The sequence below is a fragment of the Sphaerospermopsis torques-reginae ITEP-024 genome, from assembly GCF_019598945.1.
In the GTDB taxonomy this organism is placed as follows: domain Bacteria; phylum Cyanobacteriota; class Cyanobacteriia; order Cyanobacteriales; family Nostocaceae; genus Sphaerospermopsis.
In genome coordinates, this window is the sequence record NZ_CP080598.1 from 3419889 (window position 1) to 3437764 (window position 17876).

Below are 17876 nucleotides of genomic sequence, written 5' to 3' on the forward strand. Positions count from 1 at the left end.
TGGGTATATCTAGTGAGAATTATAGCATACTACTGTCTGAATCAGGATATCCAGGATTTAAGGATTTTCAGGATGATAGTGTTTAATGGTTGGTGGTGATTTGATGATTTAAGTATTTTTCTGAATCAGGATTTCCAGGATTTAAGGATTTTCAGGATGGGATGGAAATTTATGATGTTGATAGTTGAAAACTCTATATATAAAGTCTATATATATGGGCGCACTCTTCTCCACCCATAACATAAGAATAAAACAATCTGGGGATTTTGTCAAGTGTTAATTTGATGATTTTTCTGCATCAGGATGTGATTGATTGATGAATATTTGTGATATATTTATATTATTGATTATTGAAATCATGGAAATTATTGAATTTTGAAAGATCGTTAAATTGATAATCCATTAAATCCTGTAAATCCTTAAATCCTGGACATCCTGATTCAGACAAAAAAATCAAACATCAAAATCAAGATATTCAATTACTCATGATTGTCTCTCCAATTTTCCCACATATAAGTTAGCTCACCTACTGTTATGATAGTAGTAGCTATATTTGTTTCTCCCACTTCCTTAAAAGGATGTACAGGATGTTGATGTTGATGTTGATGAATTAAAAAAAAATTAAAACTCTGTTTGATTTTTAATTATCAATTATCAATTATCAATTATCAATTATCCTTCCTGTACGGGCGAAGCATTCGGGTGATTAATTCTCGATTTTTCCCCAATCTTTTTGTCCAAATGCTTCGCCCCTACTGACTCCTGACTCCTTAATCAACAGATGTATTAATTTTATCTATTGTATATTGATTGCGTTCTCGCCACCATGTTAACAAGGTACTAGCAATGAAAATACTAGAATAAGCCCCCGCTATAAAGCCAATAATTAAAGCTAGAGAAAAATATTTCAAAGTTTCCCCACCAAACAGGAAAATAGCAAATAGTGACAACATGGTTGTTAAAGTTGTGTTGATTGATCTGCTTAATGTTTGATTAACAGCATCATCAACTATTTCTGCAATTGGTGTTTGGGGATGATTTTTAATATTTTCTCGGATGCGGTCATAAATTACCACTGTATCATTAACAGAGAATCCTGTAATAGTCAGTAAGGCGACAATAAAGAGACTATCTACTTCTGCACCTAAAACCAAACCCAAAATTGAGAATATTCCTACCGTTACCAAGAGATCGTGAAATGTGGCAACGATCGCAAACAAAGCATAATCCCACTGGAAACGGAAACTCAAATAAACAACAATACCCAAAAAAGAAACTGCTAAAGCAATAACTCCAGTCCTAAACAGTTCTCTCCCTAATGTTGGACCAACAGAGTCAATTTGATTTTTTTGCGGATCAAAAGCACCAACTTTTTCACTTAAAGCTGCTTGTAATTTAGTTCTTTGGTCAGTTTCCAGGTTTTTACTACGGATAGTGATGCCATTTTCCTGGCCATTTTCCGAAATTAATTGAATACTACTATCTCCCAATCCCTGTTCTTTGGCAACTTCCCGCACCACGTTAATATCTATGGGTTGATCACAGTTACCTGGTTGACTACAATCTCTCACTAACTGTAATCTTGTGCCACCAATAAAATCTAAACCAGGACGCAGAGGTGATTTAATACTGGGATTTTGCCAAGATATCACCATTGAGATGATACCACTGAGAATGACGGCTGCGGAAATAGCCCACCATAGCGATCGCGCTTTATTAATACGTAATGTCATCTAGCCACCTCTGTCTTATTTGCTGCTGTCAAGTTAGGACAGTAAAGTTCTGTTTTCCGCCAAGAGGGAATGGAAATTGCTATAAACATCAAGGTACGACTACAGGTAATGGCAGTAAACATACTCACAGCTACCCCTAAAGCTAAGGTGAGGGCGAAACCTTTAACTAACCCAGAACCTAACCAAAATAGAGCAGCGCAAGCAATCCAGGTAGTAACATTACTATCTAAAATACTGGAAAATGCTCGGTAAAAACCAGATTCCACAGAACGATATAAAGATTTACCGGCTCTTAATTCTTCCCTGGTGCGCTCAAAAATCAGTACGTTAGCATCTACCGCCATACCAATACTGAGGATAAATCCAGCAATTCCTGGTAAGGTGAGGGTAACGCCTAATAACGCAAAGGTAGCCCAGGTTAAAAGAGAGTAAATCACTAGAGATACATCGGCAATCAATCCTGGTAGTCTGTAATAAACCACCATAAAGATTAAGACTAAAATTAGACCACCGATACCAGCGTAAATACTGCTTTGAATACTATCTTGCCCCAAAGTTGCACCTACTGTTCTTCTTTCGGCAATTTCTACAGGTACGGGTAACGCGCCTCCTCGTAACTGTACACCTAAATTATTGGCTTCTTCTGCTTGGAAACGTCCTGTAATGATAGCAGAACCGCCTGTGATCCCAGTGGCAGCAAATTCTACTCCTACTGTGGGAGAACTAATTAATTCATTGTCAAGAAAAATACCGATAGTGCGACCTGTTCCTGCTAACCTTTTAGTCAAGTCTGCAAATAGTTCACCACCTTTGGGATCGAAGCGCAGGACAACATTCCAATTATTACCTTGGGTGGGTTCACCATAGGCATCTTTGAGGTATTTACCAGTTAATGGTGGATCAGTGCTGGCAAATAATTCGGCGATCGCTTGGTTATTTTTCTGCAAATCTTCTTGATTTTTAGCGATCGCTTCTTTATCGTTGCTCTTTCTTAATTCTTCCTGTTTAGCTTTTAGTTCTCTGCGTGATACTTGCAACGCAAGTATTTGAGTTTCTGTATCCGGCTTTTGAGTCCGAAATTCTAACTGTGCTGTACCCCCTAGTACCTTTTCTGCCTGTTCTGGGTCATTGACTCCAGGCAACTGCACTAAAATTTTATCAGTACCCACGGTTTGAATTACAGGTTCGGAAACGCCTAGACCGTTAATACGACCTTCAACTACTTTCTTTACCGCTTCTAATTCTCTTTCGGTAATTTCCTTAATTTCCTCACTGGGTTTCACCTGAATAGTAAGCTGTGAACCCCCCCGCAAGTCTAACCCCAAGGGTACAGGAATTGTGGCAATCACCGTAACTGCGGCGATTACCAACACTATAATTAACGCTAATAGCGATCGCTGTTTTTCCATACCATCACTCACAACTGACAAAGGTTATGATAACGTTCTTTTTGTCAGGTTTGAGTAGAAGATTAGGGAATAATTGACAATTGACAATGGACAATTGACAATTATCAATTATTAATTATCAATTATCAATTATCAATTATCAATTTTCCTACACTCGCAAAGCCATCATTTTCTGTACAGCTTCGACAATTTGCTCTGGTTGCACAATAGTCAACCTTTCTAAGTTACCGTTGTAAGGTGTGGGGATATCTTGGGAAGACAACCGCAGTACAGGCGCATCTAATTCATCAAATAACCTGTCATTAATGGATGCGGTTAACTCTGCACCTATACCCCCAGTTCTCATACACTCTTCCACCACTATCACCCGGTGAGTTTTCCGTATTGAAGCGCCAATAGTATCAAAATCTAAAGGTTTGAGGGATATTAAATCAATAACTTCTGGATCATATCCTTGTTTTTCCAAGGTTTTCACCGCTTGCAGGACATGATACCGCATCCGCGAATAAGTAAGGATGGTAACATCTTTCCCAGAACGTACTACTTCCGCTTTATCCAAGGGTAGTACATATTCTTCTTCGGGTAGATTTTCTTTTAAGTTGTAAAGTAAAACGTGTTCAAAAAATAACACTGGGTTATCATCGCGGATCGCTGCTTTTAGTAACCCTTTAGCGTTGTAAGGTGTGGAACAAGCGACAATTTTTAAACCGGGAACTGCTTGGAAATATGCTTCTAGTCTTTGGGAGTGTTCTGCACCTAGCTGTCTTCCTACACCACCAGGACCACGGATGACCATTGGAATTTTAAAGTTACCGCCGGAAGTATAACGTAACATCCCCGCGTTGTTAGAAATTTGGTTGAAAGCGAGGAGCAAAAAGCCCATGTTCATACCTTCAATGATCGGTCTTAAACCTGTCATTGCAGCACCTACAGCCAACCCAGTAAAGCTATTCTCAGCAATAGGGGTATCTAATACTCGCAGATCACCATACTTTTTGCATAGGTCTTTGGTGACTTTGTAAGAACCGCCGTAGTGTCCTACATCTTCACCTAAAACAAATACGCTAGAGTCGCGGGACATTTCTTCGTCAATAGCTTCCCGTAGAGCGTTAAAAAATAGTGTTTCTGCCATTTAGACCTTTATCACAATTTAATGTTTTCAAATTTTATCGTGCCTCCGTCCTTAATAACGTCAGCGATCGCACTCTATCAATTTTGGATTTTGGATTTTGGATTGTACTGAGCTACTTCCAGTCTAAATAGGACTTACGCAGAAACCTGGTTTCTTCAAGAAACTACTAATGAATGGGTAGTTGGGTTATTCATCCTCCCAGTCACCAGTCACAAGTCACCAGTCACCAGTCCCCAGTCACCTATTCCTTGACTATCTCATACAAGTCTTCAATCATAACATCAAATATCCGTGCCAACTTGTGAAGAGATGTCACATCCACCGAAGCTAACCCCGGAGACTTCGCATAATTTTTCAGCGTGGTGTATGCTATTCCTGAACGGTCAGAAACTTCCTTTAGTGTCCAACCCTTCTCCGCTGCAAATTCTTTAACCCGCAACCTCACCAAACCCATACTTGACAAAAGCCTAATTATAGTCTATTATAGTTATAACATAAAAAGCGATCGCCCCTAGTCTACCAAACGAAAGAGCGATCGGCAATCTAAATATCAATTTCAACTTTTTGGCTTTGTTCACCCAAAATACAGGTTCATCTGCGATATAAAACCTAGACAAAGCTAGACTTTACTTTCTACTTCAACGGGAGCATGGGAGCGGTTATCCCTCTGTAGACTTTCACGCTGTAGCCCAACGCGATTGTGTTCCAATTAAGTTTCTGAAAAAGACTACCACCATCATTGCTTGGTTTTCGCGTCGGCAATAGTCTCAATTCAATACTTGATATCACCGTATTATATATCAAGTAGTTGATTTTTTCCTGAAAATATATTGATTTTTGTCAATATAAGTATAGTTTTGTCTATGAAATTGTCAACTTAGGACAAGCTCACCAAAAGTCTTTAATCATGATAACACTAGAAACCACAAAATCCAACTACGTCAATCCTTTATTTAAGTTTGTCACCAAAGAAGCGATCGCCCTATTATTGAAAATACCCGTAGAGCAAATCAGAAAGATTCGCTGTTGGCCGCACGTTATCCTGGTAGTTTCCGAACATTTAGTCAGATTTGTGAGTTACGCCGACTTACCACCGATTTTAGAAGCAGAAGCGCCCACAGACAAGGATATTCTCACTTGGCGTAAACGTTGGCGCAAACTCAAAACCTATAAAGCACCCAACTTTTGGAAAGAATTTTATACTTTACAGTTACGTCAATCTACCAATAAAGGCACATTACAAGCTTGGTGGAGACTGGTTAACACCATTAAATTTGCATTATCCCATGATGCTATACAGACAATAAAAAGTGTTTTTCAAGAAGTTGAAAATTTTATAGCTGTTTCTGTGAGAGGATAATCTCACGCCCAAACACAAAAACCTTCAAAATACTCTTTGCGTCTTTGCGTCTCTGCGTGAGATAAATTTAACCTATAGGCTTAGACAAGCAGGTTAGGACATAAACCAAAATCAAAACTTAGACAGTCAAAGACTTTTATCACAGTCACCTGTAACCTGTCACCTGTCACCTATTACAACCACCGAGCCGCATCTTTAGCGTGGTAAGTTAAAATCAAATCAGCACCAGCACGTTTAAAACCAGTCAAAGTTTCCATCACCACACGCTGCTCATCTATCCAACCATTTAACGCAGCAGCTTTTACCATAGAATATTCACCAGAGACATTATAAGCCGCCACAGGTAAATTACTTGCTTGCTTCACCTGCCAAATAATATCCATATATGCCAAAGCTGGTTTTACCATTAGCATATCAGCACCTTCGGCAATATCCAACTCAATTTCTTTGATCGCTTCACGGGAGTTACCAGGGTCCATTTGGTAAGTGCGGCGATCGCCAAACTGCGGTGTGGAGTCTGCTGCATCCCGGAATGGTCCATAATAAGCGGAAGCATATTTAGCAGCATAGGACATAATGGGGATATCTTGAAAACCCGCTTCATCCAAACCTGCGCGAATAGCTTGCACAAAACCATCCATCATTCCTGAAGGTGCGATAATATCTGCACCAGCTTGAGCTTGGGAAACTGCGGTTTTCTTCAATAATTCCAAAGTCGGATCATTTAACACTCTACCAGTTAAATCACCAGTTGTTAAATAACCACAATGTCCATGACTTGTATATTCACACAAACAAGTGTCATTGATCACAATTAAATCAGGAACTGCTGCTTTAACTGCGGTGGTTGCTTTTTGCACAATACCACAATCATGCCATGCGCCGGTGGCATCTACGTCTTTATCTTCAGGTATGCCAAATAAAATAATAGCAGGAATACCTAAATCATAAACTTCTTTTGCTTCTTCAACAATTTTATCTATGGAAAGTTGATAAACTCCCGGCATAGATTTTACTTCATTGGCAATACCTTCACCGGGAACAGCAAACAAAGGATATATTAAATCATTGGTTGTTAAAACAGTTTCACGTACCATGCGACGTAGTTGGGGATGAGTACGTAAACGACGAGGACGATGGGTGGGGAACATAGATTTTATATCAAAAAAACTGAATGGACATCAAAAGAAGCGTCACAAAAGCAGTGCTTTAACTTGTGACTTTCAGCCAAACTAGAAACAGTGCTTAACTGTCTTTGCCCTACTGTTGATGAAGCTGTGGGGCAATTTTGTATTTTACAACTTTGTTGACACTTTCCGGGAAGGAATTGGGGAAAATAATTTGAAACAAAGGAGTCGTAGGGGCGAAGCATTCGGCCGACAAACTATCAATTTTATGAAAAGGGTATTTTCCGAATGCTTCGCCCGTACAGGAGTCAGGAGTGAGAATAAAATATATGTATCTGAAAGATGGAAATACAAAGAATAAAAAGAAATAGATACAAATAACGAGAGCATTCCAATTTTGAAAAAATAAACTTGTCCTCTGCAAAATCTCTCTAAAACTTTCTTTCCTTCGTGTCCTTCGTCCCTTCGTGGTTCGTTTATTTCATGTCTTGGACTCAATAAAAAAATAAACTTACACATTTGGGATGCTCCCAAAATAACATTCTCGAAGTTATAATTTCTGAATCCTTGCTCTTAGCTGATGACTGATTACTGATAGCTGATTACTGATAGCTGATTACTTATCATGAAATAAATACCTAATGAAAAGGATGATTAAAAAACTCGGAAGATGAATGGATAACGAAAGGGTGTATCAGGATTACCCAAAATGCTGATGATAGCAAAAATTGTTAATCCCCAGTGTAGCACATATCCTAAACCGGCGAGTGGTAGTAATATGATCAATGGTAACACTAACCAACCAAGGAGAAAAAATAAACCTCCTAAAATTGCGCCATAAAACCAAACGTTAAAATGGAAGTTGATAGATTCTTTGGCGTTGTCTTTAACAACTGGATCATCAGAGATGATTAATAAAGCAATGGGTAAACCTACAGATACAATAGTGGTGCTAAAAAAAATTGCTCCGTGAGATAAGGCTGATAATATTTTGCGTTTATCGGTATCGTATATATCGTACATTCTTTTATCCTCATGGATTTCGGTTATTTATTATATCATATTTGGTGAAATTTTGATAAATCAGGATAACCAGGATTGGAGGATTTTCAGGATGGGAATTTTTAGGTGGTTTGTTGGTAATGATGTTTGTGTTTGTCTGAATCAGGATTTTCAGGATTTAAGGATGTACAGGATGGGAATTTTTAGATGGTTTGTTTGGTGTTTAAAGTTGTATTTGTCTGAATCAGGATTTCCAGGATTTTAGGATGTACAGGATGGAAATTTTTAGATGGTTTGTTTGGTGTTTAAAGTTGTATTTGTCTGAATCAGGATTTCCAGGATTTAAGGATGTACAGGATGGAAATTTTTAGATGGTTTGTTTGGTGTTTAAAGTCCTGATTCAGACAAAAAATCCTGATGACAACTACTCACCTGTATCATACAATTATGATAAAATTATACAATAATTTCATCCCATCATAATCATCCCACTCTTGAAAATATGATAATTTGGCAACCAGGACAACAAATAAACAACAGTAGATTTATCATTCAAAGCATTTTAGGTACTGGTGGTTTTGGTATTACCTACAAAGCATTAGAACCCAGCACAGGGAAATTATACGCTATCAAAACTCTCAACTCCACCATGCAACTGCGAGAAGACTTTGGAGATCAACAGGTTAAGTTTATTAACGAAGCATTGACAATTAAAGGATTTGATCATAAATACATTCTCAAAGTTTATGAAGTCATCCAAGAAGGTCAACTTTTTGGGGTGGTGATGGAATATATTGATGGGGTGACTTTATTTAAATATGTGCAAAATAAAGGACAATTATCAGAAAATGAAGCACTATTATATATAGATCAAATTGGTCAAGCGTTAGAATATATCCACAATAAAGGACAGTTACACCGAGATATTAAACCGGAGAATATTCTATTACGACAAAATAAACAAGAAGCGGTGTTAATAGACTTTGGTTTAACTCGCAGTCTCGCTACCAAAAGTATGACTAACGCACTCACCGAAGGTTTTGCACCTATTGAACAATATCGTCGTAAGGGGAATTTTGGACCCCATACAGATGTTTATGCTTTAGCTGCAACTTTATATTATCTCTTAACTGCTAATGGATTGAAACAAGAGGGAGAAATTTGTCCAGTACCAGCAGTCAACCGGAAATATGATGATGAACCTTTACCAGAACCTAAACATTATAATTCTCGTATTAGTCAGAGGGTGAATAATGCTATTTTGCAGGGTATGGAAATAGAACCGGAAAAACGGACTCCAACAGCGTTAAAGTTTCGGGAAAGTTTGGGTTTGGTGATTAAACCTGTGACACCACTACCTCCACCTATTCCTACATCTCAACCACAACCAAGACAAAAGCAAAATATCCTCACACCTCAATCTGTAAAAACTGTTCGTTTACCGCAACGAGAAAATTCTTCTTCTTTCTTATCTAAGATAAAGGAAATTTTCATTCCTCAAAGTTCCACACCTCAACCTGTAAACCAAGATTATACAAAACTGTGTGACTTACTCAAAGCTGGAAAATGGAAAGAAGCGGATGAGGAAACAAGAAGGGTAATGTTTGCGGTTGCAAAACGGGAAAAGGAAGGTTGGTTAGATCCTGCTAGTATTCTTAATTTTCCTTGTACAGACCTCCGCACCATTGACCAATTATGGTTAAAATACAGTAGTGGTAAGTTTGGTTTTTCTGTGCAAAAACGAATTTATCAAGGTTTGGGGGGAACGAGCCAACATTTCAATAAAACCTGGGAGAAATTCGGAGACCAGGTAGGATGGAAAAAAAAGAAGTTATTAGGAATAATAGGAGAAGATGAGTGGTTGCACTACAAAGATATTACTTTTGATATAAAAGCACCAGAAGGCCACCTCCCTGGCGGCGGAGCAGATGGTGGCTGTTGGGGTAATCCTTATGGTCATTGGCAGGGTGGGGGATCTTGGCTGGTGGCTCTTCTCTCGCGTCCAGACTTGTAAACTGTAACATTTAAGGGTTACAAGAAAATTATTAAGTCTGAATCAGGTGGTTATCGAGCGACTTGTACTGAGCGAAGTCGAAGTAAGTCGAGATAATGTCCAGGATTTAAGGATTGACAGGATGGTAGTTTATATATGGTTTGTTGGTGATGAAATTTGCATTTGTCAGAATCAGGATAACCAGGATTAAAGGATTGACAGGATGGTAGTTTATAGATGGTTTAAATAATTCAAAAACGATCATCTAACAACATCCTGAAAAATCCCTAACTTCCAAAAAACCATCATCAAAAACATCCTCAAAAAATCCCCAACTCCCAACAAATAATCATTCAATCACATCCTGAAAATCCTATAATCCTGGACATCCTGATTCAGACAAGAATATAATTATAATATGATTTTATCAAAGATAAAGTAAACAGTTAAAAATAAATGTTATAATGAATGTTGCAGTCAAGAGGTCTGACCTTTTCGGATCGTGAGAGCAAGGTCTCTCCTTGACTGATAATTAGACTTCATAAACATAAGAATACACAAAGAGGAATTATTATTTTCGATAAATCCACTTATGAGACAACCATTCAATCTCTAGCAATTGATTTTAGAACAATTGGCTACCAATGGGGTGTAATCAGAAATTTTGCTGAAGTACCTTTATTTTTAGACTCCAAAGCATCCAGATTAATTCAACTTGCTGATATAATTGCTTATTATATCTTCCGGTATTTTGAAAAGGGAGATAATACATTTTATTCAATTATTGAACCTAGATTTGATGCAGAAGGTGGTATAGTTCACGGATTGCATATAATTCAATAAAACAAAAAACCACAATTTACAAAAGCACTGACATCTAAGAACATCCTGTAAATCCTCAAATCCTGGATATCCTGATTCTGACAATTACAACCTCAACAATAACTATGAAAGAAAACTCTCATAATCGTCATGACTCCCAATCCAAAACCATGTTATTGTATCACCATCTAAAATCCCAATTGCTCGATAATTACGAGTGATTCTGACAGACCAAATATTTTCTTGATTATTAATACATTTAAAATGCAAAGACGGATGAAAAGGATTTTCTCTCCATAACCGATAAGCTTTTCTTGCACTTTGTCTAACTTGCTGATCAAGAGATTTATATTCATCCCAAAAAGAAGAAAGGGTTGCAGACTTCATAACTGATCATAATCCATTGGTTTAGCTAATCCTTCTGCAATTTCTCTTTTAGCACGTTGAGCAGATGCAATTAATTTTTGTTGACTTTTTTTAAATGAATTATCCCATTTTAATTCATCTTGTAAATCTGCTAAATATTCTCTCAAATGTTCTGCAACTCTGTCTTGTACATCTTCAGATAAAGATTCCATCATTTTGATGACAGTGGTAATTGCTGGAGATGACATAATAGAATTTCCTTTACAACTTTACCAGTCTATTCTACTCAAAATCTCCCCATCCAGATGCTGATGGTACAGATATTATAGAATATTACAAACTCACATCCTGTAAATCCTTAAATCCTGTACTTCGACTTCGCTCAGTAACCATAAATCCTGATTATGACAAATAAAATAATTTGGGAAATCTTCAACAAGACCCTATATGCGCCCACATTTTCCCATTATAATCAAATAATACTGAAAACTCCCCCATTTGTCAACCACCTCACCCATGAATTTTTGAAATATTTGAATTATCTGAATTAAAATTGATTGATTCACAGGTGAAAATGAATATAATTGACAAATAATTTCTGAGAGTCAAACCCCAGATTGCTCCTTGGGGTCAATCCAAAATCCAAAATCTAACATCTAAAATCGGATGATAAAATTGTGTTCTCGTCCTGAAAAAGATTACATTTAATTAAGTAAGGTAAAAAACAAATTACAAATTATGGCTACTGAACTGATTGAAGAACTAGGTCAAGCGGTGGAACAACGTCGCAATTTTGCGATTATTTCTCACCCTGATGCTGGTAAAACTACGTTAACTGAAAAACTATTATTATACGGAGGTGCTATCCATGAAGCCGGAGCGGTAAAAGCCCGAAGAGCGCAAAAAAAAGCCACTTCTGACTGGATGGAAATGGAACAACAACGGGGTATTTCTATTACCTCTACTGTTTTACAATTTGTCTATAACAATTGTCAAATTAATTTACTTGACACCCCTGGACACCAAGATTTTAGTGAAGACACTTATAGAACTTTAGCAGCAGCAGATAACGCGGTGATGCTGATTGATGCGGCTAAAGGGTTAGAACCCCAAACCCGCAAACTGTTTGAAGTGTGTAAAATGAGGGGTATTCCCATTTTCACCTTTGTGAATAAACTCGACCGTCCGGGAAGAGAACCTTTAGAACTTTTGGATGAGATTGAGCAAGAATTGGGATTACAAACATACTCGGTAAACTGGCCGATAGGTATGGGCGATCGCTTTAAAGGCGTATTTGACCGCCACCAAAAGCAAATCCATTTATTTGAACGCAGCGCCCACGGTAGTAAAGAAGCTCTTGACACTATAGTTGATTTAGGTGATAGCAGAATTGAGCAACTGTTAGAACAAGACCTTTACCATCAACTTAAAGATGAGTTAGAACTATTAGAAGGCGCTGGTGGGGAACTAGATTTAGATTTAGTGCATCAAGGAAAAATGACTCCTGTGTTTTTTGGGAGCGCCATGACTAACTTCGGGGTCGAGTTATTCCTCAAATACTTCTTGGACTACGCCCTCAAACCCGGTATACATCACAGTACCGCTGGCGAAATTCCCCCAACCTACCCAGAGTTTACAGGATTTGTCTTCAAACTCCAAGCTAACATGGACCCCAAACACAGGGATAGAGTTGCTTTTGTCCGGGTCTGCACAGGTAAGTTTGAAAAAGATATGACAGTGAACCACGCCCGCACAGGTAAAGTTGTCCGTCTGTCTCGACCGCAAAAACTTTTTGCCCAAGAGAGAGAATCTATTGATGTCGCTTATGCTGGGGATGTAATAGGTTTAAATAATCCCGGAGTTTTTGCGATTGGCGACACAATTTATACAGGACAAAAGCTGGAATATGAGGGAATTCCTTATTTTTCACCAGAACTTTTTGCCACTCTTAGAAACCCCAACCCATCAAAATTTAAGCAATTTCAAAAAGGTGTTTCTGAATTAAGAGAAGAAGGTGCTGTACAAATTATGTACTCAACAGATGAAGCCAAACGTGATCCAATTTTGGCAGCGGTTGGTCAGTTGCAATTTGAAGTTGTGCAGTTCCGTTTACAAAATGAATATGGTGTAGAAACTATTCTTGATTTATTACCATATAGTGTGGCTCGCTGGGTTGAAGGTGGTTGGGAAGCTTTGGAAAAAGTGGGGCGTGTATTTAACACTACTACAGTTAAAGATAGTATGGGAAGACCAGTTTTATTATTCCGTAATGAATGGAATTGTCAACAATTACAGGGAGACCATCCAGAGTTAAAATTAAGTGCGATCGCTCCAGTATTTTCTAGTCAACAACCAGTGGAATAGGTGACAGGTGACAGGTGACAGGTGACAGTTAATTATTTTCTTCCCCATCTCCCCACCTCCCCAGTCTCCTGACTTCTGAATTTTTCAGGAACTCGCATCTATTTGTTCAATTTCTAATTAGATCGCGTGTCTTACCTAGAATAAATTGGAGTAAAAAAATTCTATGCTTTCATCTGAAAAATCCTCTTTGGAGGCAGGTTTAGCTGCTCTCAAAGAGGGAAATTACTATGCGGCAATAACTCAATTGTTGCCTATTGCTAACAACCCAGAGGACAGCGATATCCGTTTGCAAGCACTGGTTGGTTTAGTGATGTCTTATGCACATACAGGGGAAATATCAAAGGCGATCGCCTTGTGCAGAAATTTAATTGAAAGTGATAATTCCCAAGTTCAAGAATGGGCAAAAGTTGCACTTGAACATTTAACTAAACGACAAAAAAGACTCAAATCAAAATCACATCATCAATCACAGAATATTGTCAATTCTACTCAAATCACCAAGGCACAAGTCAGCAGATCAAACAATTATACCAATAATATCTATAGTACCACAGAAACAACCAGCATTTATTGGCGACAAGCTAGACGTGCAAAAGTATGGCAACCTCTCCGTAAATATAATTTAATTCCTTCCCGACTATTAGCTTTAGCAACTTTCATGGCTTTGTTGTGGGTATTACGCGCCATGTTAGAGTTGGTAATGACTTTAACAAATCAGATTTTAGATAAACTTCCTTATGTTAGTCCATTGCCATTTTTATATAGTGATTTTACTACATTAATATTAGTCTTATTGTTAGTTATGTTGGTGCTGTCTCCTTGGTTGTTAGATTGGTTACTAACAGAATTTTATCAGCAACAACCTTTATCTAAAGAAATTTTGTCTACCTATAGTCGGGAAGCAGTGAGGATCACACAACGTACTTGTCAGCTAAAACGTTGGCCTGTTCCCACATTCCAGATTTTACCAATAGCAGCACCGATGATGTTCACCTATGGTAATCTACCTCGTAACGCCAGGATTGTTGTCAGTCAGGGACTGTTGGAAAAACTCACTGATGATGAAATAGCTACTATTTATGCTTTAGGTTTAGGACAAATTAACCGTTGGGATTTTGGGGTGATGTCTTTGGCGTTGTTGGTGACTTTACCGATTTATCAAATTTATCAGCAAGCCTCAACTTGGGCAAATAAAAGTGAGCAGAAAATTTGGCGCTGGACTAATACTGGTTTGTCCAGTTTGTGTTATGGTATTTGGTGTTTATTGACCGGTACAACTTTACTTAATTCTCGATTTCGCCTTTATGCGAGCGATCGCCAAGCCGCCGAAATTACAGGTAATCCCAATGGGTTAATTCGTGCTTTACTGAAAATTACCATTGGTATTGCTGATGATATCAAAAAACAAGAACATACCAGTTGGCAATTAGAAAGTTTGAATATTTTAGCCCCAGTAGACTTTAAACACAGCCTTTGTTTAGGTAGCCTTGCCGGTCATCTACCGTGGGAATCATTATTAATATGGGAAAATAGCAATCCTTATCGGCAATGGTTTACTATTAATAATAGTCATCCTTTATTGGGCGATCGCCTACAACGTTTGTGTAAAATCGCCCGTCATTGGCATTTAGAAACAGAACTGCATTTCATTTATCCAGAGTTATTACAGGTTAAACCGCAATCTTTCTTATTACAAATTGCCCCTTGGTTGGGTATTCCTTTGGGTTTGACATTGGCAGGACTGTTTTGGTTAGCTTGGCAAAGTGCATACACCTTGCATTTATTTAACCTGAAATGGATTTATGATGATTGGTCATTTGTGACAGGATTCTTAATGATAGGCTTTAGCATTGGTACAGTCATGCGGCTAAATGCCTTTTTCCCAGAAATCAAATCTTTGAGCTTAGACAGTGATGAGCAAATTTTGCAGCTATTAACAAACCCCTCGGTTTTGCCACTTGATAGCGTCAGCATCCGTATTACTGGTAAACTGTTAGGTCGTCGAGGTACTAGTAACTGTCTAGCCCAAGACCTGATTTTACAATCAAACATAGGTTTAGTGAAACTACATCATATTCCTTGGTTAGAACTCAAAACCACACCCCAAGAATTGATAGGTAGGCAAATTATCGTTACAGGTTGGTTACGAAGAGGGGCAACACTTTGGATCGACATTCAAACCCTAGAAACTCAAAATGGCACAATTATTAATAGTCCCCATCCCATTTTTTCCACTGTTTTAGCCGTCATCGCCCAAGCTTGGGGAGCTTATATTATGCTAACAGCCCAATCTATAGCCGGATAATGGCACTTGCTGCCTTCAAAACCCAGGAAATGTAAACAAACGTTGCAAACTAGAACTCAATAATGTTACATTTATTCACAAAATCAATGGCAACTGACTTAACTGAGTCACCCAACTTAGTTAGTAATCTTACTACTGCTATTATTCCATCCCCTTTAATCTTCCCAACACAACAGCAAAGCGACCAGCCAAAGGCTGGTTTTTGTTTCCAAAAATCCCCTTGTGCAAAAATGTATTGTATCCTACGATGCTATAATGCTATAATGCAATCTGCAAAAATGTGAGTGCTGAACTAGCTACGTAGGCAATACCATGATAATGTTAAGAGATGGTATTTTGTTCTTCGGGTTAAAGCTGGAAAGAATTCATTTACTGTAGTGGACGGTTGACTATTAAATTTGGAATCCTAAGAATTAAGATGGTATTAGCTGGTCATACTAGCGGTTTAGTCTTAAATAAGCATCATCCTCACAAAAAACGGTATTGGAAAATTGCGCCCAATCTATAGAAAAACATGAGCATTAATATTCATAAACTTAGTAGCACATCAGATGGTGCTACAAAATATATTCTTGTGGGTATTAACTTAGTCATGGTAATTAGTTAGTATGTATAAGCATATTGTTAAGATTATTATGCAATTAATTGAGAGGTATATTATTCAAAAAAATTATCCCCATAAACAGGAGATTGATGATTTGTACGTTTTTGCTAAAAACTTCTACAATTATGTTAAATTATATATCCACCAAAGTTGGAGTTTAAAGAATAAATATCTAGATATTGATTTACTAACCAAACAGTTAAAGTATTCTCAAGCTGATCAAGAGTTATCTGCTCAAGGAGCAAAAAAATTCTTATTAGGTTTGCATCACTATTGGTTAAAATTTTTGGCAGTAATTAAAACATACATAGAAAATAAACCAGAATTTTTAGACAGAGACAAATTACTCAAATATCAACACAAAGAAAAGAGCAGACAGTTATTAGTTTATATAGCTCAGATCGTGAGTAAATACAAAATGAAAGCAGACTTGATTCATCTATCACCAAAACATATTTGCGTTCCTACTGTTGTAGCTTATTTCTGTCTGCATCGAGTCAGGAATGTACCCAATATTGACCATGATGTGGTAGAAGTTGTTTATGAAAAAGAGGAGTTAGATTATGACTTAAAACAAGATGCGATTGCAGCGATTAATGTAGGCAGAGATAACCTAGCAGCTTTAACTGCTAACCAACTTAGATTTGTGCAATTTATAATCAAAGGGCAGATTATCAAGTCAATTAATCGTTATTACAATCAACAAAAAGCTAAATTAAAATCTTTACTACCGACTCGTAAACAAACATCTAAATTGTTGATGTTAATGGTAGTTTAATATTTTAATATAAAGTATTCCCGACAGCGTTTAGCCAAGGGATAGGGGCGTTATAGTTCTCCCTGTTGGGGTGATTCCCTAAGAACAAACAACATGATATAAATGTATGTTCATGGTATGTTCATGGTATGTTTATGGTATGTTCATGTAGTTTGAAACTATAGTTTGATAGTTGGCATTAAAAAATTGGTTTATGGCGATTTTTGTTAATAGCATCTATTTAGAAGCCAAAGCCAAGTCAATGTTTTTGTTTTGTCATTTTCATTTTTACACTGGAGGTATAGTTCATGTCAGTTCGCCTATACATAGGTAATTTGCCCAAAGAAGAAATTGATCGTCAAGAATTGCAAGCTGTATTTGCGGCTGAAGGCGATGCTGTCACTACTAAACTGATTAAAGACCGCAAAACAGGTAAATGTCGCGGTTTTGGATTTTTAACGGTGAACAATGACGAACAAGCAGACCAAATTATTGAAAAATATAATGGTCAATTGTTTAAAGATGCTGCCATTAAACTAGAAAAGGCATTACCCCGGACTAAAGGTGATGAAGGTGAAGAACAAGCACCCAAAGCTGCTAGTCAAGGTAGTAGCACTCCTGCACCTAATACCAACAAAGAACGCCGTGAAAAAGGATCTAAAAAATCTCGCCGTGGTGGTGGTGGATCTCGTGAGACAGCTAGTACAGTTGATTCAGATGCGATTCGTCCAGATCCCCGTTGGGCTGATAAGTTAGAACAACTCAAACAAATGTTAGCTGCTGCCGGCTCCTGATCCTCCAGGTCCAGTGCTAAAAATTAAAAATCACAAATATAGCAGGAGTCAGGAGTCAGGAGTCAGGAGTAAAACTCGCTGCTCGTGGGATTTTCATGATTAACTGAT

16 protein-coding genes are annotated in these 17876 nt (G+C 37.7%); 7 read left to right on the forward strand and 9 right to left on the reverse strand.

The features are described 5' to 3' along the window. Positions 1 to 770: 770 nt before the first annotated feature. From secF to K2F26_RS15890, 5 genes are all read right to left on the reverse strand, one after another. Positions 771 to 1733, reverse strand: a complete 963-nt coding sequence (gene secF / locus K2F26_RS15870; protein ID WP_220608599.1) for a protein translocase subunit SecF — start codon at positions 1731 to 1733, stop codon at positions 771 to 773. Next, positions 1730 to 3142, reverse strand: coding sequence for a protein translocase subunit SecD (gene secD, locus K2F26_RS15875; protein WP_220611905.1), 1413 nt, complete (start codon positions 3140 to 3142; stop codon positions 1730 to 1732). The genes secF and secD overlap by 4 nt, the downstream gene beginning before the upstream one ends. A 148-nt stretch (positions 3143 to 3290) precedes the next feature. Beyond that, complete coding sequence (locus tag K2F26_RS15880) at positions 3291 to 4274, reverse strand: alpha-ketoacid dehydrogenase subunit beta (RefSeq protein WP_096565884.1); 984 nt, start codon at positions 4272 to 4274, stop codon at positions 3291 to 3293. A gap of 241 nt (positions 4275 to 4515) precedes the next feature. Continuing rightward, on the reverse strand, positions 4516 to 4728 hold the full coding sequence (locus tag K2F26_RS15885; protein ID WP_096565886.1) for a helix-turn-helix domain-containing protein: 213 nt from the start codon (positions 4726 to 4728) through the stop codon (positions 4516 to 4518). Between the two features lie 13 nt (positions 4729 to 4741). Continuing rightward, positions 4742 to 4891, reverse strand: a complete 150-nt coding sequence (locus K2F26_RS15890) for a hypothetical protein (RefSeq protein ID WP_220608600.1) — start codon at positions 4889 to 4891, stop codon at positions 4742 to 4744. Between the two features lie 290 nt (positions 4892 to 5181). Between K2F26_RS15890 and K2F26_RS15895 the strand changes: the two genes are divergently transcribed. Then, positions 5182 to 5634, forward strand: coding sequence for a hypothetical protein (locus tag K2F26_RS15895; protein WP_220608601.1), 453 nt, complete (start codon positions 5182 to 5184; stop codon positions 5632 to 5634). 173 nt (positions 5635 to 5807) lie between these two features. On the opposite strand, the gene hemB is transcribed toward K2F26_RS15895, so the two are convergent. Together hemB and K2F26_RS15905 are read right to left on the reverse strand one after the other, a co-directional pair. Next, positions 5808 to 6785, reverse strand: a complete 978-nt coding sequence (gene hemB / locus K2F26_RS15900) for a porphobilinogen synthase (RefSeq protein WP_220608602.1) — start codon at positions 6783 to 6785, stop codon at positions 5808 to 5810. Between the two features lie 630 nt (positions 6786 to 7415). Continuing rightward, on the reverse strand, positions 7416 to 7775 hold the full coding sequence (locus K2F26_RS15905; RefSeq protein ID WP_220611906.1) for a DUF4870 domain-containing protein: 360 nt from the start codon (positions 7773 to 7775) through the stop codon (positions 7416 to 7418). A gap of 490 nt (positions 7776 to 8265) precedes the next feature. Here K2F26_RS15905 and K2F26_RS24880 point away from each other — a divergent pair, with 490 nt between their 5' ends. Both K2F26_RS24880 and K2F26_RS15915 read left to right on the forward strand, forming a co-directional pair. After that, positions 8266 to 9777 carry a serine/threonine-protein kinase gene (locus K2F26_RS24880; RefSeq protein ID WP_246605386.1) on the forward strand — a complete coding sequence of 504 codons (1512 nt, stop codon included), beginning with the start codon at positions 8266 to 8268 and terminating at the stop codon, positions 9775 to 9777. Between the two features lie 510 nt (positions 9778 to 10287). Beyond that, positions 10288 to 10599: a DUF3800 domain-containing protein gene (locus K2F26_RS15915; RefSeq protein ID WP_302850064.1), complete on the forward strand. Its 312-nt coding sequence runs from the start codon at positions 10288 to 10290 to the stop codon at positions 10597 to 10599. Positions 10600 to 10701: 102 nt separating this feature from the next. On the opposite strand, the gene K2F26_RS15920 is transcribed toward K2F26_RS15915, so the two are convergent. Together K2F26_RS15920 and K2F26_RS15925 are read right to left on the reverse strand one after the other, a co-directional pair. Next, positions 10702 to 10965: a ParE family toxin-like protein gene (locus tag K2F26_RS15920; RefSeq protein ID WP_220608603.1), complete on the reverse strand. Its 264-nt coding sequence runs from the start codon at positions 10963 to 10965 to the stop codon at positions 10702 to 10704. After that, positions 10962 to 11192, reverse strand: coding sequence for a hypothetical protein (locus tag K2F26_RS15925; RefSeq protein ID WP_194060078.1), 231 nt, complete (start codon positions 11190 to 11192; stop codon positions 10962 to 10964). The genes K2F26_RS15920 and K2F26_RS15925 overlap by 4 nt, the downstream gene beginning before the upstream one ends. A gap of 490 nt (positions 11193 to 11682) precedes the next feature. Between K2F26_RS15925 and prfC the strand changes: the two genes are divergently transcribed. The 4 genes from prfC to K2F26_RS15945 all read left to right on the forward strand — a co-directional run bounded on the left by prfC (position 11683) and on the right by K2F26_RS15945 (position 17768). Further along, positions 11683 to 13308 carry a peptide chain release factor 3 gene (gene prfC, locus K2F26_RS15930; RefSeq protein ID WP_220608604.1) on the forward strand — a complete coding sequence of 542 codons (1626 nt, stop codon included), beginning with the start codon at positions 11683 to 11685 and terminating at the stop codon, positions 13306 to 13308. Between the two features lie 163 nt (positions 13309 to 13471). Further along, complete coding sequence (locus tag K2F26_RS15935; protein ID WP_220608605.1) at positions 13472 to 15613, forward strand: M48 family metalloprotease; 2142 nt, start codon at positions 13472 to 13474, stop codon at positions 15611 to 15613. Between the two features lie 635 nt (positions 15614 to 16248). Next, a complete protein-coding gene (locus K2F26_RS15940; protein WP_194059012.1) occupies positions 16249 to 16995 on the forward strand; it encodes a hypothetical protein in 747 nt (248 codons plus the stop codon). 287 nt (positions 16996 to 17282) lie between these two features. Beyond that, a complete protein-coding gene (locus K2F26_RS15945) occupies positions 17283 to 17768 on the forward strand; it encodes an RNA recognition motif domain-containing protein (protein WP_194059010.1) in 486 nt (161 codons plus the stop codon). The last annotated feature ends 108 nt before the right edge of the window (positions 17769 to 17876 follow it).